The organism is Methanomethylovorans hollandica DSM 15978 (assembly GCF_000328665.1).
GTDB classification, from domain to species: domain Archaea; phylum Halobacteriota; class Methanosarcinia; order Methanosarcinales; family Methanosarcinaceae; genus Methanomethylovorans; species Methanomethylovorans hollandica.
Window position 1 is genome coordinate 1,502,155 of the sequence record NC_019977.1, and the last position, 18,695, is coordinate 1,520,849.

Below are 18,695 nucleotides of genomic sequence, written 5' to 3' on the forward strand. Positions count from 1 at the left end.
ACATGGATAAGGATCTGGATATGGTGCAAGATCTGGATATAATAAAAGGTCTGAACATTCGTATAATGAACCGGGAAGAGGTACAGTTTGCAATTGAGATGGCAGCTTCCGAAGGCTGGAATACCGGAATCTATGACGGAGACCTTTTTTATGAAGCTGATAATAACGGTTTTTTCATAGCAGAGTTTGAAGGCAAGCCAGTAGGCTGTGCATCTGCTGTTGCATATGATGACAAGTTTGGTTTTTTTGGGCTTTATGTGGTCAAACCTGAATTTCAGAATAAAGGTATAGGAATGAAGCTAACCGAAAAATGCATGGAATATTTGGGAGACAGAAATATCGGACTTGATGGCGTTGCAGAGAATGAAGAGAAATACCAGCTAGTCATGAAATTCAGATCTTCTTACAGCAACCTGCGTTTTGAAGGCAGGGGCGGAGGACAAATCCCGGATGGGCTGGTAAAGCTTTCAGAAGTCCCATTTGAAAAGCTCCTTGAATATGACAGGAGAATGTTTCCTGCTCCACGTTCCGGTTTTTTGAAATTATGGATAGATCAGCCGGATTCTTATGCCTGCGCAGTCCTTGAAGACGGTGAGCTCAAAGGATATGGTGTGATCAGAAAATGCTGGAAAGGTTATAAAGTCGGCCCTCTTTTTGCGGATGATAAGGATATAGCAAAAAAAATATTCAAAGCGCTTAGAGCTTCGGCTCCAAAAGAGAACATTTATCTTGACGTGCCGCAGCCCAACAGAGCAGCAATGGAAATAGCTAAGAAATATAACATGACCGTGATGTTTAAGACTATACGTATGTACAGTCAGAAAGAGCCTGATATAGAGCTTGATAAGGTGTATGGAGTTACGAGTTTCGAACTTGGGTAACAGAATAAAAAAAAGAATGAACAGGCAGGTAGGTTGTGACTGCTGGGATCATTTCCCTGTGTCCTTTTCATCTTATTCCACACTCTCTGATCCTTTTTTGTAGTGTGTTTTATCGATTCTTACTTTTACTTGTATCATCGGTGCATCATCAAAAATACAGGAATTAAAATCAAAGGGAAAGGTTTATGCTTTTTATCGATAATCTTGTCTATCATAATAGACAAAAGGAGTATTCTAAATGCAAGAGTTCACACTTGAAGAAGTTGCACGCTACAATGGAAAAAACGGTGAAAAAGCCTATGTCGTATATAATGACAAGGTTTATGACGTTACTGAAAGTGGTTTCTGGTCAGAGGGAGAGCACATGGGACTGCATGAATCCGGGAACGATCTGACAAATGAGCTTGAAGCTGAAGCTCCACATGAAACCTCTGCCTTGGATGCATATCCTGTTGTGGGTACAATAAAAAAATGAATTAATATTTTTTAATATCTTTTACAGCGTCAGATCTCTTAGTGTTATCAAAGGGGTTTTACGCTGTTAACATGTGGAAATCTATATATAAATACCCGGTGGATATAACGTCATTCTGATAGGGGGACCTACATGCTGGAGATACAGAACCTTTCCGTAGAAATTGGAGGCCGTAGGATACTAAATGGTATTAATCTCAATGTTGAGAACGGCTTTAAAAATGTACTCTTTGGGCCGAACGGTGCGGGCAAATCAGCATTGCTGATGACCCTGATGGGATTCTCAGGTTACAAAGTGGTGGAAGGAAAGATCATATTCAAAGGTGAGGACATCACAAATATGTCCGTGTACGAACGGGCACAGATGGGACTTGGGATAATGGCCCAGAGACCGCCTAATATGAGCGGGGTGAAACTGCGTAGTCTTTTAGGTGTAATATCTAAAAGTGACAGTAAATATGATGAGCTTGCTGAAACACTGGACATGGTGCGTTTCCTTGACAGGGACATAAATGTAGGTTTCTCAGGCGGGGAGATCAAGAGATCTGAACTTTTGCAGCTTTCAGTGCAGAACCCTGACATGGTGTTGCTTGATGAGCCAGAATCCGGTGTAGACCTTGTTAGTATCGCGCAACTTGGTATTACTATCAAGGAACTTCTGGGCGGTAAAGGTAAATGCGCAGGAGAAAGATGTAAACATGGCAAATCAGCTCTTATCATCACGCATACCGGACAAGTACTGGACTATGTGGAAGCAGATAGAGGGTTTATATTGTGCAATGGCAAAGTGATGTGTTCCGGTAACCCGTACGAGATGCTGGAGGATATTAAGTCACAGGGATATGAGGAGTGTATCAAATGCAAGATGAACTATCTCTGAAGAAAAAGGCGGAAGATGCTCTTAAGAAAAGCGCTGCCTATGGAGAGGATTTAAACCTTGATGATTATGCGATAGCCAGCAAAGAGGCAGAGGTTACGGAAAATCTGATGAGCCTGAGTGCTGACGATCAGAAAACACTTCTAAATGTGGGAGTTGTACCTAGTGAAGAGAATCGCAGCGGTACTTTCATCATGCTTAACAATGCAGTTTCTCATACATCTGTCAAACACGAAGATGTAGTGGAACTCATGTCCCTCAGGGAAGCGATGCAGAAATATGACTGGGTGAAGGATTATTCCTGGAAGCTTGTAAAACCTGATGCAGACAAATATACTGCGATGACCTACCTGCAGAATGCAGATGGCTATTTTATTCGTGCTCCCGCAGGAAAGAAATCCAAAATGCCTGTGCAGACATGCCTGCTGATCGGGTCCAAAGAGGTTTCACAAACAGTACATAATATAATAGTTGTCGAGGAAGGTGCACAGCTTGATGTAATTACAGGATGTTCCACCAAAACGGGCGTGGAAAAAGGATTACATCTCGGAATTTCAGAAATGTACGTGAAAAAGGGAGCCACTTTAAACTTTACCATGATACACAACTGGGCTGAACAGATCGGTGTCAGGCCCCGTACTGTGGTCCATGTTGAAGAAGGCGGAACCTACATCAACAATTATATTACCCTGAAACCAGTGAAATCTATTCAGATGTATCCGACAATCCGGCTTGAAGGAAAAGGCGCATTTACAAGGCTGAACAGCATAGGAGTAGCTCATCCCGGATCTGAGCTGGATTTGGGAAGCAGAGTAATATTCGATGCTCCGGATACAAAAGCAGAAATAATCTCGAGGACCATTACCACCGGTGGAAAGGTCATTGCAAGAGGTGAGATGATAGGTAATGCTTCTGGAGCAAAAGGTCATCTGGAATGCCATGGTCTTGTGATCTCCGCAGGTACTCAGAGAGCTATCCCTATCCTGGAAGCAAATGTTGAGGACATAGAGCTCTCCCACGAAGCTGCTGTTGGCAGGATCGCCAGGGAACAAATAGAATACCTTATGGCTCGTGGTCTTACTGAGGATGAAGCTGTTGGAATGATCGTCAGAGGATTCCTTGATGTGGGGATTCAGGGCATACCTGATGAGCTCAAGGCAAGTATCGATGAGACCATTGCCAAGATCGGTGAAAAAGCCATCTGATACGAGTACTTTTATGGATGCGGTGTATGCTAAATGCCGCCTCCTTCTTTACAAATGCTGTTAACATAAATCTTAAGTAAAGGTTTTTATCATCAGATGTCATTAAATAAAGCCGAGAGGATAATAAATGGATAAAAAGAGTGCTATTGGTATTTTTCTCGTAGTGATCATGCTGGGATCCATTCTTCCCCTGTTCTTTAGCGGTTCATCGAATAATAACAATAATCAAACAAATTCACCCAGTGAAGCTCCTGGTATAGACACAATTCCTGGTAACAAGGTAAGTCATCAGCTCGATTCCATCGCAGACGGATTGGCAATGAGCCCTGAAAACATAACATCCGCTCAATATGTGGACTACGCAAAGATGCACCAGAGCCAGCTTAAGATCTTCGTGCCTAATGAAACCGAATTGTCAACTCTGTATAACGTAAGGCTTACAAAAGAGTTCATTGCCGTCGACTCTAATGTACCGAATGGAACTGATATTGCTTTGAGAATGCATGAAATAGAGCCAAAGGTAGTTAATTTCCAATATATAGCTTCGAAAGAGCCGTATAAAGGATACTACTTACTGTCAAGAAGTGAAGAATATTACAATGTCGTAGGATCACCTATGTTATTTGGCAGTAAAGAAAGTATTGAAAATGCAATAGATGTAATTTCCGGGGATGCTTCAGGATCACATTATTTCGATCGCTTGCTCGGTTATACTGAACCAGGAGCGGAATATCAGGTGCTCAGTTCTGATAATGAGCTGGTAGCTGATCAGTATTACTTAGAGTTCAAGGCTCTGGAAGAAGGGGGATATGCAAGGACATCTCTTTTTATGAACCTGAACGAAAGTGTACTTAGTGATATCAACTCTCTCGCGCAGAACAGTTCCACGCGTGGACTTGAATATAATATAACAAACAATAATGACATCACGAAAGTTATCGTGAAAACCAACGAATCTAACTTTTTCAACCTTGCATTGGAGCCATCTGCATAAGGCTCCTGTTTTCTTTCTTCAACGGAAAGACTTTTGTTCTAAAAAGACCTTCTGCGCAGGCTACGTTAGCATTTTGCCGTAAGGTATATAAATAAATGCAGCGATTGATAGCCAGCGCTTGATGTAAGTTGTGATGTAATTTACTTTATGTAGCAATCGACACAGGCAGTTGATAATCATTAAGCCAGACATATACTTCGGTAAGTATGATTCCGGAGCTACAATGAATGATGAAAGGCCTTTAATGAATTCATGGTCTTGAAGGAGATAAATAATATGGCAAAAAAATTCGATATTCCAGCAGAGCTCTCTGATAAAGCCCTCGAGAGCGTTGAACTCGCAAGAGATACCGGTAAACTCAAAAAAGGTACCAACGAAGTCACAAAAGCAATTGAAAGAGGAATTGTTAAACTCGCTGTTATTGCTGAAGACATTCAGCCTGAAGAGATCATTGCCCACATTCCTGTACTGTGTGAAGAAAAGAACGCCCCCTATATATTTGTAAAGCAGCAGAAGGAGCTTGGAGCTGCCTGTGGCATTGGTGTCAACTGTGCAGCAGTGGCTATAGTAGATGCCGGAAAGGGTGCAGAACTTATCGAAGATATCGTTGAGAAGGTTAATGCCCTGAAATAAATCCTTTGGAGGTATAGGCAATGGCAGATGATGATACAGGATATGCGGCAGAGGTCATCGATGTTATCGGAAATACCGGTATGCATGGTGAGGCCAGCCAGATCCAGTGCAGGGTTCTGGAAGGCCGTGACAAGGGCCGTATTATTACCCGCAACAGTGTCGGGCCCGTAAGGATAGGGGATGTCTTCATGCTCATGGAGACCTCAAGAGAAGCAAAGAAGCTCACTACAAGGTGATATGAATGGAACAGAGAAAATGTTCTTTCTGCGGTGAGTTGCTCGAGCCAGGTACAGGGAAATTGTTCGCAAAGAAAGATGGATCCACATTTTATTTCTGTTCATCCAAGTGCGAGAGCAACTTCATGCTTGGAAGGCTACCGAGGCGTACTACCTGGACAGAGCAGGGTAGAGCCTACCTCAAGAAAGCCTGAGTTGGTGTCAAAATGGAACAGACTTATGTGATGATAAAGCCGGACGCTGTACAAAGAGGGCTAATAGGCGAGATCATTTCAAGGATAGAGAGAAAAGGGCTTAAGATAGCAGCCATGCGCATGAACGTTATGGATAAAAACAGTGCAAAGGCACATTATAAGGAGCATTCTGAAAGGCCTTTTTTCACTTCCCTTATAGAATATGTTATTTCCGGACCATCCGTATCCATGGTAGTTGAAGGTAACAACTCCATTGTGATCATGAGAGCCATAAATGGTGCCACTAATCCGGTGAATGCGTTGCCTGGCACCATACGTGGTGACCTTGCTGTAGAGACCGGAAGGAACATAGTACATGCTTCTGATTCACCCGAGGCTGCAAAGCGTGAGATCTCCATTCACTTCAAGGATGATGAGATCACGGGATATAAGAAGATAGATGAGGCGTGGCTGTACGAGTAAAGGGATTAGGCAGGTGTTCACCATTCCTGGTCCTCTTGGTCCATTTTAGTACCGGGCATGGAGCAACTCATCCCTTATGTTTTTACATATCTCAAAGAAAGAGTAATAGAAGGGTTTTCTCATGGTAGACAAAAAGAATTTACGAACTCCAATAGTATCTGTGATGGGGCACGTAGACCACGGGAAGACTACCCTGCTTGATAAGATCAGAGGAAGTTCAGTGGCTGCCGGTGAGGCAGGTGCAATTACCCAGCATATAGGTGCTACCGAAGTACCTATTGATGTAATTGTCGAGAAATGCGGCAATCCCTCCTTAAGGGAAAGGTTTGTCGTACCTGGCCTGCTGTTTATTGACACTCCCGGTCATCATGCGTTCACATCCCTGCGAAGCCGCGGGGGAGCGCTTGCAGATCTTGCTATCGTGGTGGTCGATATCAATGAAGGTTTCAAGCCGCAGACCATAGAGAGCTTGCAGATATTGAAACGCTTCAAAACTCCCTTTGTGGTGGTGGCGAACAAGATCGACAGGATACATGGATGGAACCCTGTACCCAATGCTTCTTTCCTTGTAAGCTATAATAAGCAGGCTGAACATGTGCAACAGTATCTGGACAACAAGTTCTATGAGGTCATAGGTGAGCTGTTCAACATAGGGTTCAATGCAGATCGTTATGATCGGATAAAGGATTTCCAGCACACTATCGGCGTGATCCCCATAAGCGGGCATACGGGAGAAGGAATATCGGATGTATTAATGGTGCTACTGGGACTGGCACAGAAATTCCTGGAAGCCAATCTGCAGTATGATGCCAGTGGCCCCGGAGTAGCTACCGTGCTTGAAGTGAAGGAAGAGCGTGGGCTTGGTACCACTGTAGACCTGATACTTTATGACGGCATGCTACAAAAGGGCGATACGATCGTTCTCGGGAGCCTCGGGGAGCCCATTCAGACCAAAGTAAGGGCCATTCTGAAGCCCAGACCTTTGTCAGAGATCAAATCCGAAGAAAAGTTCCAGCAGGTAGATAAAGTAATTGCAGCTGTAGGTATAAAGATATCCGCCCCCAATCTCGACGGAGCCCTTGCGGGAACGCCATTGAGAGTTGCGACTGCTGAGACTATCGATAAGATAGTCAAAGATATCAAGCAGGAAGTGGATGCAGTACACATTGATACTGATACAATGGGTATCACTATCAAAGCCGATACTATAGGTTCTCTTGAAGCTCTTGTCAATGAGCTTAAAAAAGAGGAGATAGCCATAAGGAAAGCTGATGTCGGTGATATTACCCATCGTGATATCGTTGAGGTCTCTGCAATCGAAGAATCTCAATACTCAGTATTGGTAGGGTTCAACGTAAAGATATTACCTGACGCCAAAGAAAAAGCTCAGTTGTCCAACATCAAACTATTCGTGAATGATGTGATCTACAGGCTCATTGACGATTATAAGGATTGGATAGAAGAACAGAAAGAGCTCTCTGAAAAGAACATTTCCGAAACCATCGTGAAGCCTGCGGTCTTCCAGATCATGCGCGATTGTATTTTCAGACAGAGTAAACCTGCTGTTGTCGGAGTGAGGATAAGATCGGGTATTGTAAGGACAAACACCGAGGTCACAAATTCTGATGGCGTGGTTGTCGGCAAGATCAAAGGCCTGCAATTACGGAGTGAGAACATTGGTACTGCAAGGACAGGGATGGAAGTGGCCATGGCAATTGAAGGACCGACTGTCGGGCGGCAGATCAAAGAGGAAGACATCCTTTACGTAAATGTGCCTGAAAGGCATGCGAAGATCCTTGAGCACGAGATATCGGACTCCCTTTCTGCAGATGAACTGGAAGCTTTAGATGTGTTCCTGGACATTAAAAGAAAGGATAATCCATTCTGGGCAAAGTGAATGCAATCTATATCATATTAAGCGAATTACAAGAGTTCAAAAATATATGGAGGAATAAAGTTGGCAGATTTTAAAGTAGTTGTTTCAGATCCAAAGACAAAGAGTTACCAATTCGATGTGAAGGGACCTGAGGCAAACAAGTTCATAGGAAAGGCAATAGGCCAGGATATTGACGGGTCCATAGTGGGTCTCTCCGGGTATAAATTGGTGATCACCGGAGGTAGTGATAAGAGTGGAATGGTCATGCGGCCAGACCTACCGGGTCCAAAGAGAAAAAGGATCCTTGTCTCCACAGGCGTGGGTTATTCACCCAAAGCCGATGGAATGCGCCGCAGAAAAACCATGCACGGCAAAGAAATCTCACCTAATATCGTCCAGATCAACACCAAGGTTATCGAGTACGGGGAAAAATCCATCGAAGAGATAATTGGTGGCGATAAGACCGAAGAGTGATCCTGGTAATGGATCATTCGTTTTTTTCTTTTTTATATTCTCCTCAGCAGTGTTATTTATCTTCATACTTTGATTCTTAAATCGTTAATTTAACTCGTCAGTATCAGGAACCTTTCCATTCTTCCTATCCACAGGCCGGCCTTCTCAAGCCCCTCATAATTTGAGGGCTCTATCTCTTTTTTCCACCTCTCTGTTGCTTTCCCTATGAAAAATCCCGCAGGAAACAGTATCATGAAATATGCTGTAACAAGGATCCATATTTGTGGATCTTCAAGCCTGTGTCCATATACCCTTTTTCACTGGCAGCTTTGCTTTGAGCCGGTTCCTGTAATATTCCAGGAATTATTCCATAGCAATACTCCCGGCCAGTCTCAGGCGCTGATTGACAGCTGACTGAGATATGGAAAGACTGGATGCTATCGCTTCCTGGGTCCATCCCCGCATCCTGCCGGTTGCCAGAACATTCTTCTGAAAGAAGGCAGCAACGCAGGGAAATAGCAGCCATGAGCGCATCTTCAGGAGAAGCCAGTACACACATTATATTTTCGGTTTAATCTTCTTTTGATAATTGTCTCTTCTTTACCAGCACCTCACAACTGTCCATACTGTGATGTTCTGCATTCAGTACAGTACCGAGTGCATGTATTGAAATCTAAATAGTTACAAATAGAAAGATATAGCTATATGGATGTATAACTTCTTTACAATTATCGAAGTGGTGATCATTGTTTTGAACCATCATGTAAGTACGTTAGGCCCGGGTGACGTTTTCAGGGATTGGCTGGTATACATACTTGGGGACAGAATAAAGAATAAAAACTGTGAAGTGGAAGTTTTTAAATATAGTCCCTCTTCACACACCGTATGCAGATATAAGTTCAAAGGAGAAGGGTGCAGTGTTATAGTAAAGTTCTTTGCCGAGCCTACTGGTAAACTGAAAAAATATAATGCTTATGAGGCAATGGTAAATGAATATAATACTCTCATAGCAGTTAGGTCCTTTACAAATGTTCCTGCACCAATAGCAATGCATCAGGATTTTAACTGTGCCCTTGTGACCAGTTATATATCGGGCAAGTCTTTGTCATGGTATCTGTCACATGACAGAGAACTTTACGACAGGCTGACATCTGTTGCACACATGCAGCGCAGGCTCCATGAATATACACGACATAATTATTATGACAAGGAGAGGGACTTTGCTAATTTTCATAGTGTGCTGGACCATCTTAAGCTTGATCGCTCCACAAGGAGCCATTTCGATCAGCTGCTTGGAAAATGGTGGTACAGTCCCCTGCTTGACCAGAAGCAGGGCTGTATGATACACCGGGATGCAACGCCCTCCAATTATGTGTTCCATAGAGATGTTCCATATATTCTCGATCTTGAAAGTGCCTGGTATAATGCACACTATGCAAGGGATCTGGGGATAATGTGTTCCGAGATTAAGAACCATTTCCAATTGCAGAAAGGTTCAGGAAGGCTTGCAGAACCATATATAGGTCATTTTTTATGGCATTACAGTAAAAACGAAAGTGACTTTTTAAGAACCACCAAAGTAATTCCCTTCTTTATGAGCCTGGGCTTTTTGAGGTCTGCCAGACTGCACAGGCACTATCCACATCATGAATATCTGATCAGGGAGGCATTTGCATGTTTGAAAGGTCTGAGATAAAAGGTTTGATCTTTGATTGCTACGGTACGTTAATAGATATAGATACAGATGAAGATGACTATTATACATACGATGCTGTAAGCAAATGGCTCAAGTACAAAGGAGTGCAGATAGATCCTGACCTTCTTATATCTGAGTATCATTCAAAGATAAGAGATAAAATGGAAGGTTCCGGCGAACAATATCCGGATGTAAGGGTTGAAGAGATATTTGCCGAGATCTGCAATGAGAACGCCATATGGAAGAGTGACACAATATCTTTAGGTATTGAAACTTCAATGGTGTTCCGTTCAGCGTCCCTGCGCAGGCTGCGTCCCTTCCGGGAAAGTATGGAGATACTCAACAGATACCAGGACATTCCCATTTGTTTAGTTTCCAATGGGCAACGGGTGTTCTCAGAAAAGGAGTTACGTTTTCTGGGATTATATGACTTTTTCGATCATGTGATCTTTTCTTCTGACGTAAGATACAAAAAGCCAGATCAGCGCATATTCAAAATAGCACTGGAGCATATGGGACTTAATCCTGAGGAAGTACTTTCTGTTGGTGATACAGAGGAGAATGATATCATTGCGCCTCAAGAACTAGGAATTAAAGCCATGCATATCTATGATGCCTGGAAGGACTTGCTCGATTAAGATCAAGTGATATCAGCTTTCTTCGTTTCCAGGCAAATATTTATCATATACATCGTCTACTTAATTTGAGGCTCGATCTCCATGAACATGATATTTGATCAAGAAATGTGTACTCAATGCGGTATATGTACAGAGATATGTCCAATAGGGATAATCTTCCAGGACGCACAGAACATGCCCTACGTTCCCGATAACATGGGCTATGCCTGCACAAGATGCGGGAATTGTGAAGCTTTCTGTCCTGAAGGAGCGATTTCACCCCTGTTTAAGATTGAACATTCTGTTCCTGATGATGCTGTACTGCCTGATATCACACCTGAACAGCTCGGCCTCTACATGAGGAAGCGTCGCTCCATACGCAATTACAAGGATACAATTGTGGACAGGGCAACCATTGAAAACATTCTGGATATTGTACGTTTCGCACCATCGGGAGTTAACAACCAGCCTGTACACTGGCTGATAGTGCATGATCCGGAAAAAGTGAAGGATCTTACTAGGCTTACTATCGACTGGATGCGTGAGATAGTTGCCTCAGACACCCCAAATCCAATAAAACCTGTAATGCAGGGACTCATTACAGCTTATGAGAATGGAAAGGACCCTATTTGCAGAGGAGCTCCACATATAGCCATAGCTCATGCCCAGGAAGACAATCCCATGGCCTATACGGACTGTATCATTGCTCTTTCATGGTTAGAGCTGGCTGCTCCGGCCTTTGGACTGGGCGCTTGCTGGGCAGGTTTCCTCAAAATGGCTGCGACATCATATAAACCTGTCATAGATGAGCTTGGGCTGCCGGAAGGACACGTAGTACAATATGCAATGATGTTCGGTTATCCGAAATATGATGTATGCAATATACCGGGCAGGCTTCCTTCCAGAACCATATGGAAATGATCTGGCACAAAACTTGAAGAAACAACAAAACTTAAAGAAAAACTTAATTTATAGTGAATGGGTTTGAGCGAGATCATCACCCAGAAAATGATGACCTTCCCTCTGCACCAGACAGTTCAAAAGTAAAGTTACTCCCTGTGCCGACCTCGCTCACAGATATGTGCACCATCTTGCCTTCCAAACTTGCATGAATGTTGATCTCTCCTTCGTTAGGTGTGAACTTAATGGCATTACCCAGCAAGTTGTACAAGATCTGCTTTATCAATGGAAACATAATGTTCTTTGCAAATTCTATGTTCTCCATATAGCAAGGTCTGAAGTTCCACTCCACTGGAAATGGCCCTTTTTTATAGTAGCCATATCTGAAAACGATTATTCTGTGTTTTACCGCATGAATCGGGTATAGTTTATGCGGTTATGGTAATGATCTTATCAATAGCTATTGATGTGTATCGGCCTTGAATTATCTCAAGCTGGACAAAACCATTCTCGCACTCTTTAACTTTACCTTTGAACGTGGCAATCCCACCACAGTAAATAGTAGCGACTTTTCCAAGGAAATCCTGTACGATAAATTCCTCCATCATGCTAATTCTCCCGATGTATGATGGTTTCATTATTTTACATATAAATTATATTTGATATAAAAGTTTGTATTGATATGAGAATAAGACATGAGTACACATAAAAATTCATTGCAAATACAAATAGAACAATTAAAGAGAGTAATATTATTGAAACCTATGAAAAGAAGATATACGGCAAAGTTGAACGTTGACCGGGCTTACAAAATAAATAAAAACTCTCAAACCAAAACATATTCTATGCAAATAATCAAAGGAAAACTGGTAGATATTATCCAACGGGATATTTACAATGCCATTGTCATTCTTGAAAAAGGAAAGATCCAAAATATCCAAAGGACGGATGAGGAGTTTGATAAGTATTTACTGCCCGGGTTTATAGATGCCCATGTGCACATCGAAAGCTCAATGCTCAAACCTTCTGAATTTGCCAGAATGGCTGTCAAACATGGTACTGTTGCTACGGTATCTGATCCACATGAAATAGCTAATGTATGTGGTCTTGAAGGTATTTTTTACATGATAAGAGAATCTGAAAACGTACCTGTAAAAATACATTTTACTGCTCCAAGTTGTGTTCCCGCAACTGAATTTGAAAACACTGGCCATAGGTTGTCAGCAAAGGAAATAGGTATACTGATGCAAGAGCCAAAAATAGTTGCATTGGGAGAAATGATGAATTATCCTGGTGTATTGAATGATGAACCTGAGGTATATGCTAAAATCAAAGCTGCCTTTGATACCAACAAACCTGTTGATGGTCATGCACCTGAGCTTGGGGGGGAAAACCTTAATAAATACATTCGTGCAGGGATCAGCACGGACCATGAATGTACCCGGCTGGAAGAAGCCATGGAAAAAATAGAGGCTGGCATGCATATCCTAATCAGAGAAGGCTCTGCAGCACAAAATTTTGATATTCTCCATCCTCTTATCACAAAGTACCCGGGATCATGTATGTTCTGCACAGATGACTGTCATCCGGATTATCTTGAGAAGGGGCATATTAACAGACTTGTGTCCCGAGCTATAGCTGCAGGTCACGATCTGTTTGATGTATTAAGGGTCTCTTCCTGCAACGCATCAAAACATTATATGATCAATGCCGGAATGTTACAGCCGGGAGATCCGGCAGATTTCATAATTGTCAATTCTCTGGATAAAATGGATGTAGTTGCAACCTACATAGGTGGAAAACCTGTATTTGAAAATGGCAAAGTGCTGTTTCAAGCATCCGTATCAAAACCGATTAATAATTTCAAATTAACCAAAAAAATCAAATCTGAACAACTGGAAGTATACTCGGATGCTGATCTTTTTAAGATCATACAGGCTTTTGATGGCTCCCTTTTTACCGATGTTCTGGAATACCGGCTCCCAAAGAAAAATGGGGAGGTATTTGCGGATCCGGCGAACGGGATCAATAAGATAGCAGTAATTAACCGTTATACGGAAGATCCAGTGCCTTCCATAGGATTCATAAAGGGCTTTGATATTAAAAAAGGAGCAATAGCGTCCACAGTTGCTCATGATTCCCATAACATTATAGCCATAGGAACGGATGATGTGGCTCTGGCCAGGGTTATCAACAAACTTATAGAATCAAAAGGCGGGTTGGCTCTTTCAGACGGAGTGAATATGTGTCATCTCCCTCTGTCGATCGCCGGGCTGATATCTGATGAACAGGCGAGCATCGTTATTGAAACCTATGAGAAGCTGAACGAAAAGATCCACCAAATAGGATGTAATTTAAACTCTGCTTTTATGACAATGTCATTTATGGCATTATTGGTAATACCAAGATTAAAAATAAGTGACAAAGGTTTATTTGATGTATCTGCATTCAAATTGACTGTTTTGGAAAAAGATACTTAAACACAACAGATCCTTGACCATTTACCGGGTTGAAGTAATGAACATCTAAGTAATCATATCCAGCAAAAGATTGTGGAAAGACAACAGTAGGTTTTTTCAGATAGGTATGTTTGATACAGGCTTGTAGTAGGCATACGTTGTTGATCCACAAAGAAATAATAGTGAAACACTCCTGGTTTGTAACTTATGAATGGTAAAATCGAATTCAATAGGTAGTTACATCAATAATATAAGGTAGTTACATAAGTTTCAAGCAAAAGGTTAACAACCATAATTATTGAATGGATACTTTAAAGGAGCCGTCTAATTAAAACTGAAGTGCTGCTGAAAATAATGTGGGGTGGGTATGTTAATTAAATATAATGAAAAACGTAATACAGGATTTCGTTTCCATAGATGGATAAATTCCAGGACTCTATTGATCAGGTTATTTGTACGTGCTCATTTTTTCCTTGCGCTAGGAACAGCATGTGTACAAAGCTATGATAAGATAATTTCGAATAATAAAAAAAGATCCCTGGCAATAAGAATATGGACTTTATTCATTTTTTTTTCAATTTGTATCATATGCTTTTTGGCTGCTGGAAGTAGTTCAGCAGCAGCAGCCATCGTATATGTTGATACAGATGGAACAGGGAGCTACAATTGTGATGGGATTAATGACCACATTGAACTAAATAAAGCACTTGCATACGTCGACAGTACTGGTGGTGGTACTGTATACCTGAGGGGGGCAAACACATACTGGATAGACGCAACGCTTGAGATGGGATCAAATACTATCCTCACCGGAGATCCAAGTGCCTGCATTAAGCTGGTACCAAATGCAGGATGGGATGTTCAGGTGCCAATGATCAAGAATAAAAATGATGTAAACAAAAATATCACGATTAGGGGATTTAAAATTAATGGAAACAGCGAAAGCCAGTCAGTTTCCTACGGTAAAGGATACTATAATATGATGTATTTCGTGAACTGCACGGATGTCACTGTGACAGGTATGCGTCTGGAGTGGGGAACCGGTGATGGACTGAAGATAAGGAACAGTCCTTATAATTATACTTTTTTAGCAGATGTTAAGTTCACAGATAATTCAGTGTACAAACTAGGACATGATGCCCTATACGTTCTGGGAATGAACGGCATTACAGTAGCCAACAATGATGTCTATACAAGGACGAATAGTGCTTTCAGATTATCAAGTTCTGGCCATGCAAAGATCTATAACAACGTTATCCATTCAGAGTTCTCTAGCAGTTCCAATGGTCCGGGTATAGAAATAGATAAGACCAGCGGAATTATCAGTGCACATATATCAGAAAACATTGAGATCTATAACAACCTATTCCATACACTCTACGGTTCAGCTATCTGGATAGCCGGGGAAGATGCTGATAATGTTGTACGTGGCAAGGATGTGTATATACATCACAATATAATATATAATGTTGGGCAGTATCCCATAGATACCGGATACAGCAATGCAGCAATCACTATTGGTCAGTTCAATAATACTAGGATAGAAAATAATGTTATAGACAATGGTGGGCATGCCGGAATAAAATACTATCAATATGTAAACTCCTATAGAATGGCTTCAAAGTTCACCACCACCGTAAAAAACAATATAATCATCAACTGTGCTAAAAATGTAGCAACTGGTGTGTGGAACTATAATTCAGAGAATCACAAATTTATACTGAATAATAATTGCATATATTGGAATACAAAAGGTGCATATGTTGGTGCAAATATCATACGTAGCGGTGATATCTATGTCGATCCTTTATTCGTATCTTCTGCTACCCGGGATTACCATCTCAAAAGTACTGCAGGCCACTATTCGAGCGGTAAATGGATAGCTGACACAGTCAGCAGTCTCCTTATAGATGCAGGATATCCTACCTCTGCATATAATAATGAACCATCTCCAAATGGTGGCAGGATCAACATTGGCCGATATGGTAACACTGCACAGGCATCCAAAAGTGCTTATTCATCAGAGGTCCCAAATGCAGGAGATACTTCTCCAGTTGCCAATGCTGGCGCTGATAAGACTGCAATCGCAGGTTCAGCAGTAATGTTTGATGGCAGTGTTTCCACTGACGATCAAGGCATCGTTTTGTATTCATGGGACTTTAATTATGCAGATGGTATTACATCTGATGCTACGGGAGTCACAGCTACCAAAATATACACTACAGCAGGGACTTATACTGTGACACTCACTGTAACCGATACTATTGGACAGAAATCCACCGATACGTTACAGGTGGTTGTCAGTACTCCAACAAGTATTCCAGCTGGTACGGTATCATATGTTCCTGTTTATGACAATAGGTTGCGTGAGGCATCTCCGACGACTGCTCTTCTCACTAACAGTTATATAGATGTTGGAAGGACAACAGCCAATTTCAGGGATGTAATGATGTTCGATCTAAGCAGCTACAAGACCACGGATACAATATCCAAGGCAACACTTTTGCTCTACTGGTACTATCCGGCAGGGGCTATACGGAATTCTGATACAGTAGTAGAGATCTACAGACCAATCCAGTGGGACCCGCAGTATGTAACCTGGAACACCCGGATGTCTGGAATACCCTGGACCACACCAGGAGGCAGTTGGTTCGATAAGAATGAGGTCTCTCAGGGTGCTACGCCTTATGCTTCACTAACATTCGCTGGTAGCAAAGTACCTGACAATAAATACTACGAGTTCGATGTCACACAGCTTGTACAGGAATATGTAAGTGGAAAACACAAGAATACAGGATTCTTCCTGAAAGCAAAGACTGAGGGCAATAATTACATTGCCTTCTACAGTTCTGATTGGTCAAATTCAGCTCAAAGACCGAAACTGACTGTGACTACGGGAGCAAGTGCTGTGGATAAACCACCAGTTGCAAATGCAGGAGCTGATAAAAATACTACAGCAAACTCTGTAGTTATTTTTGATGCAAGCTTGTCTACTGATGACAAGGGCATAGCATCTTATTCATGGGACTTTGATGCATCTAACGGAATAACTTCACAAGCTAGTGGCGTCTCAGTTACTCACACATACACTTCTCCAGGAACATATACTGTCACGCTTACAGTTACAGATACTGCTGGACAAAAATCTGCAGACACACTGCAGGTGGTTGTTAGTAGTCCAATCATTATTCCAGCTGGTACGGTATCATATGTTCCTGATTATGACAATAGGTTGCGTGAGTCATCTGCAACCAGTGTCTTTTCTACTATTACTTATCTTGATATTGGGAAGCTTGGCACAACCAGTTATAGGGATGTTATGTGGTTCGATCTCAGTGCATACAGTTCAAAAGACACAATTTCTCAGGCAACCCTGTCACTCTACTGGTATTATCCAGCAGGTGCTACACGCACTTCTGATACAGTGGTGGAAGTCTACAGACCTGCAAAGGAATGGGATTCACAGTATGTTACCTGGGCTTCCAGAATTTTGGGTGTGCTATGGGATACACCTGGAGGAGAATGGTTCGACAAAAATGATAACGCACTGGGCACTGTCCCGTATGCTTCAGTAACTTTCCCGGCAAGCACTGTGCCTGATAACAAGTACTATGACTTTGATGTTACACAACTTGTGCAGGAATACATAAGCGGTACTTATGAGAACACTGGTTTTTTCCTCAAGGCAAGAACAGAAAGCGGTAATTACATTGCCTTCTACAGTTCTGAGTGGTCTAATCCTGATCAGAGACCGCAATTGAAAGTGTGTCTAATTGACGCTTCAGATCCGATCACACCGCCTGTAATAGATAATCCACCGGCTGCAGATGCTGGTGCTGATAAGAATGCTACTAAGAATGTAGCTGTAACTTTCGATGGTAGTAATTCCACTGATGACAACGGTATAGTTTCTTATTCTTGGGACTTTGGCGATGGTACAGCTGTAGCCAGTGATGTCTCACCAGTTCATACATATGCAGCAGCAGGGACTTACACTGTGACCCTTACAGTTACAGATACCATAGGACAGACCGATTCGGATACAATGGAAGTTGTTGTGAGTGAACTGACAATCACAACAGGAAGTTCTGTCTCGTACACAGCTGCTTATGATAACAGATTACGCCAATCATCTCCAACAACCGTTCTTCCTACTAGTGCCTATATTGACATCGGAAGGCTTGGTACTGCCATTTACAGGGATCTGATGTGGTTCGATCTTAGTGATTACAACTCCACGGATACAATAGCCAAGGCAACTCTGTCTCTTTACTGGTATTATCCAGCAGGTGCTACTCGTGCTTCTGATACAGTGGTGGAAATCTATAGACCGGTAAAGTGGGATCCACAGTATGTGACATGGAACACTCGCATATCTGATGTTCCTTGGACTGCAGCAGGAGGAGACTGGTTCGATAAGAAAGGAGTTGTTCAGGGTAATGTCCCTTATGCTTCAGTAACATTCCCGGCAAGTACTATGCCTGACAATAAGTACTATGACTTTGATGTTACACAAATTGTGCAGGAATACGTAAGTGGCAAGTATGAGAACACTGGTTTTTTCCTCAAGGCGAATACCGAAAGTGGAAACTATATTGCATTTTATAGTGCTGATGCTTCAGATGCTGCAATGAGGCCAAAATTAACTATAACAAGTTAACACGCAAGCGAATACACATTCGTTTGATTTTTTACGGGTCATTATACTTCAAATCGCTAGTTATATATGCTTTTCAAT

The 18,695-nt window shown here is 42.1% G+C and carries 20 protein-coding genes; 16 read left to right on the forward strand and 4 right to left on the reverse strand.

Features of this window, described 5'->3' with window-relative positions; all coding sequences use genetic code 11:
• The first annotated feature begins 2 nt into the window (after positions 1-2).
• The 11 genes from METHO_RS07185 to METHO_RS07235 all read left to right on the forward strand — a co-directional run bounded on the left by METHO_RS07185 (position 3) and on the right by METHO_RS07235 (position 8,306).
• Positions 3-881 (forward strand): GNAT family N-acetyltransferase, encoded by an 879-nt coding sequence (locus METHO_RS07185; RefSeq protein ID WP_015324878.1) that lies wholly within the window; start codon positions 3-5, stop codon positions 879-881.
• A gap of 238 nt (positions 882-1,119) precedes the next feature.
• The gene (locus tag METHO_RS07190; RefSeq protein WP_015324879.1) at positions 1,120-1,356 is read left to right on the forward strand and encodes a cytochrome b5 domain-containing protein; all 237 of its coding nucleotides are present in this window, start codon (positions 1,120-1,122) and stop codon (positions 1,354-1,356) included.
• 132 nt (positions 1,357-1,488) lie between these two features.
• Positions 1,489-2,235, forward strand: coding sequence for an ABC transporter ATP-binding protein (locus tag METHO_RS07195; RefSeq protein ID WP_015324880.1), 747 nt, complete (start codon positions 1,489-1,491; stop codon positions 2,233-2,235).
• Positions 2,214-3,437, forward strand: a complete 1,224-nt coding sequence (locus METHO_RS07200; RefSeq protein WP_015324881.1) for a SufB/SufD family protein — start codon at positions 2,214-2,216, stop codon at positions 3,435-3,437. The genes METHO_RS07195 and METHO_RS07200 overlap by 22 nt, the downstream gene beginning before the upstream one ends.
• A gap of 127 nt (positions 3,438-3,564) precedes the next feature.
• Positions 3,565-4,431 (forward strand): hypothetical protein, encoded by an 867-nt coding sequence (locus METHO_RS07205; protein ID WP_015324882.1) that lies wholly within the window; start codon positions 3,565-3,567, stop codon positions 4,429-4,431.
• Positions 4,432-4,707: 276 nt separating this feature from the next.
• A complete protein-coding gene (gene rpl7ae, locus METHO_RS07210) occupies positions 4,708-5,064 on the forward strand; it encodes a 50S ribosomal protein L7Ae (RefSeq protein WP_015324883.1) in 357 nt (118 codons plus the stop codon).
• Positions 5,065-5,084: 20 nt separating this feature from the next.
• The gene (locus tag METHO_RS07215) at positions 5,085-5,300 is read left to right on the forward strand and encodes a 30S ribosomal protein S28e (RefSeq protein ID WP_015324884.1); all 216 of its coding nucleotides are present in this window, start codon (positions 5,085-5,087) and stop codon (positions 5,298-5,300) included.
• A 5-nt stretch (positions 5,301-5,305) separates the two neighbouring features.
• Positions 5,306-5,494, forward strand: a complete 189-nt coding sequence (locus METHO_RS07220) for a 50S ribosomal protein L24e (RefSeq protein ID WP_015324885.1) — start codon at positions 5,306-5,308, stop codon at positions 5,492-5,494.
• Between the two features lie 12 nt (positions 5,495-5,506).
• The gene (ndk, locus tag METHO_RS07225; RefSeq protein WP_015324886.1) at positions 5,507-5,956 is read left to right on the forward strand and encodes a nucleoside-diphosphate kinase; all 450 of its coding nucleotides are present in this window, start codon (positions 5,507-5,509) and stop codon (positions 5,954-5,956) included.
• A 121-nt stretch (positions 5,957-6,077) separates the two neighbouring features.
• Positions 6,078-7,853 carry a translation initiation factor IF-2 gene (infB, locus tag METHO_RS07230; protein WP_015324887.1) on the forward strand — a complete coding sequence of 592 codons (1,776 nt, stop codon included), beginning with the start codon at positions 6,078-6,080 and terminating at the stop codon, positions 7,851-7,853.
• A 60-nt stretch (positions 7,854-7,913) separates the two neighbouring features.
• Positions 7,914-8,306 (forward strand): 30S ribosomal protein S6e, encoded by a 393-nt coding sequence (locus tag METHO_RS07235; RefSeq protein ID WP_015324888.1) that lies wholly within the window; start codon positions 7,914-7,916, stop codon positions 8,304-8,306.
• 89 nt (positions 8,307-8,395) lie between these two features.
• Here the strand turns inward: METHO_RS07235 and METHO_RS13695 are convergent, their stop codons facing one another.
• Together METHO_RS13695 and METHO_RS07240 are read right to left on the reverse strand one after the other, a co-directional pair.
• A complete protein-coding gene (locus METHO_RS13695) occupies positions 8,396-8,539 on the reverse strand; it encodes a hypothetical protein (protein WP_156811069.1) in 144 nt (47 codons plus the stop codon).
• The gene (locus METHO_RS07240; RefSeq protein WP_048831100.1) at positions 8,536-8,844 is read right to left on the reverse strand and encodes a hypothetical protein; all 309 of its coding nucleotides are present in this window, start codon (positions 8,842-8,844) and stop codon (positions 8,536-8,538) included. The genes METHO_RS13695 and METHO_RS07240 overlap by 4 nt, the downstream gene beginning before the upstream one ends.
• Positions 8,845-8,994: 150 nt before the next feature.
• On the opposite strand from METHO_RS07240, the gene METHO_RS07245 reads away from it, so the two are divergent.
• The 3 genes from METHO_RS07245 to METHO_RS07255 all read left to right on the forward strand — a co-directional run bounded on the left by METHO_RS07245 (position 8,995) and on the right by METHO_RS07255 (position 11,519).
• Complete coding sequence (locus METHO_RS07245) at positions 8,995-9,981, forward strand: phosphotransferase (protein ID WP_015324889.1); 987 nt, start codon at positions 8,995-8,997, stop codon at positions 9,979-9,981.
• Positions 9,960-10,619 carry an HAD family hydrolase gene (locus METHO_RS07250; RefSeq protein WP_015324890.1) on the forward strand — a complete coding sequence of 220 codons (660 nt, stop codon included), beginning with the start codon at positions 9,960-9,962 and terminating at the stop codon, positions 10,617-10,619. The genes METHO_RS07245 and METHO_RS07250 overlap by 22 nt, the downstream gene beginning before the upstream one ends.
• Positions 10,620-10,700: 81 nt before the next feature.
• Positions 10,701-11,519, forward strand: coding sequence for a nitroreductase family protein (locus METHO_RS07255; protein WP_015324891.1), 819 nt, complete (start codon positions 10,701-10,703; stop codon positions 11,517-11,519).
• A 76-nt stretch (positions 11,520-11,595) separates the two neighbouring features.
• Here the strand turns inward: METHO_RS07255 and METHO_RS07260 are convergent, their stop codons facing one another.
• A complete protein-coding gene (locus tag METHO_RS07260; RefSeq protein ID WP_048831101.1) occupies positions 11,596-11,823 on the reverse strand; it encodes an ATP-binding protein in 228 nt (75 codons plus the stop codon).
• Positions 11,824-11,926: 103 nt separating this feature from the next.
• Positions 11,927-12,106 (reverse strand): MM0924 family protein, encoded by a 180-nt coding sequence (locus tag METHO_RS07265; RefSeq protein WP_015324892.1) that lies wholly within the window; start codon positions 12,104-12,106, stop codon positions 11,927-11,929.
• 237 nt (positions 12,107-12,343) lie between these two features.
• On the opposite strand from METHO_RS07265, the gene ade reads away from it, so the two are divergent.
• Positions 12,344-13,978 carry an adenine deaminase gene (ade, locus tag METHO_RS07270; protein WP_156811071.1) on the forward strand — a complete coding sequence of 545 codons (1,635 nt, stop codon included), beginning with the start codon at positions 12,344-12,346 and terminating at the stop codon, positions 13,976-13,978.
• 346 nt (positions 13,979-14,324) lie between these two features.
• The gene (locus METHO_RS07275; RefSeq protein WP_015324894.1) at positions 14,325-18,617 is read left to right on the forward strand and encodes a disaggregatase related repeat-containing protein; all 4,293 of its coding nucleotides are present in this window, start codon (positions 14,325-14,327) and stop codon (positions 18,615-18,617) included.
• Positions 18,618-18,695: the final 78 nt, after the last annotated feature.

Coding starts and splice junctions, on each gene's coding strand:
- METHO_RS07185 (WP_015324878.1), top strand. CDS start 3: ATGGATAAGGATCTGGATATGGTGCAAGATCTGGATATAATAAAAGGT.
- METHO_RS07190 (WP_015324879.1), top strand. CDS start 1,120: ATGCAAGAGTTCACACTTGAAGAAGTTGCACGCTACAATGGAAAAAAC.
- METHO_RS07195 (WP_015324880.1), top strand. CDS start 1,489: ATGCTGGAGATACAGAACCTTTCCGTAGAAATTGGAGGCCGTAGGATA.
- METHO_RS07200 (WP_015324881.1), top strand. CDS start 2,214: ATGCAAGATGAACTATCTCTGAAGAAAAAGGCGGAAGATGCTCTTAAG.
- METHO_RS07205 (WP_015324882.1), top strand. CDS start 3,565: ATGGATAAAAAGAGTGCTATTGGTATTTTTCTCGTAGTGATCATGCTG.
- rpl7ae (WP_015324883.1), top strand. CDS start 4,708: ATGGCAAAAAAATTCGATATTCCAGCAGAGCTCTCTGATAAAGCCCTC.
- METHO_RS07215 (WP_015324884.1), top strand. CDS start 5,085: ATGGCAGATGATGATACAGGATATGCGGCAGAGGTCATCGATGTTATC.
- METHO_RS07220 (WP_015324885.1), top strand. CDS start 5,306: ATGGAACAGAGAAAATGTTCTTTCTGCGGTGAGTTGCTCGAGCCAGGT.
- ndk (WP_015324886.1), top strand. CDS start 5,507: ATGGAACAGACTTATGTGATGATAAAGCCGGACGCTGTACAAAGAGGG.
- infB (WP_015324887.1), top strand. CDS start 6,078: ATGGTAGACAAAAAGAATTTACGAACTCCAATAGTATCTGTGATGGGG.
- METHO_RS13695 (WP_156811069.1), bottom strand. CDS start 8,539: ATGATACTGTTTCCTGCGGGATTTTTCATAGGGAAAGCAACAGAGAGG.
- METHO_RS07240 (WP_048831100.1), bottom strand. CDS start 8,844: ATGTGTGTACTGGCTTCTCCTGAAGATGCGCTCATGGCTGCTATTTCC.
- METHO_RS07245 (WP_015324889.1), top strand. CDS start 8,995: ATGTATAACTTCTTTACAATTATCGAAGTGGTGATCATTGTTTTGAAC.
- METHO_RS07250 (WP_015324890.1), top strand. CDS start 9,960: ATGTTTGAAAGGTCTGAGATAAAAGGTTTGATCTTTGATTGCTACGGT.
- METHO_RS07255 (WP_015324891.1), top strand. CDS start 10,701: ATGAACATGATATTTGATCAAGAAATGTGTACTCAATGCGGTATATGT.
- METHO_RS07260 (WP_048831101.1), bottom strand. CDS start 11,823: ATGGAGAACATAGAATTTGCAAAGAACATTATGTTTCCATTGATAAAG.
- METHO_RS07265 (WP_015324892.1), bottom strand. CDS start 12,106: ATGATGGAGGAATTTATCGTACAGGATTTCCTTGGAAAAGTCGCTACT.
- ade (WP_156811071.1), top strand. CDS start 12,344: ATGCAAATAATCAAAGGAAAACTGGTAGATATTATCCAACGGGATATT.
- METHO_RS07275 (WP_015324894.1), top strand. CDS start 14,325: ATGTTAATTAAATATAATGAAAAACGTAATACAGGATTTCGTTTCCAT.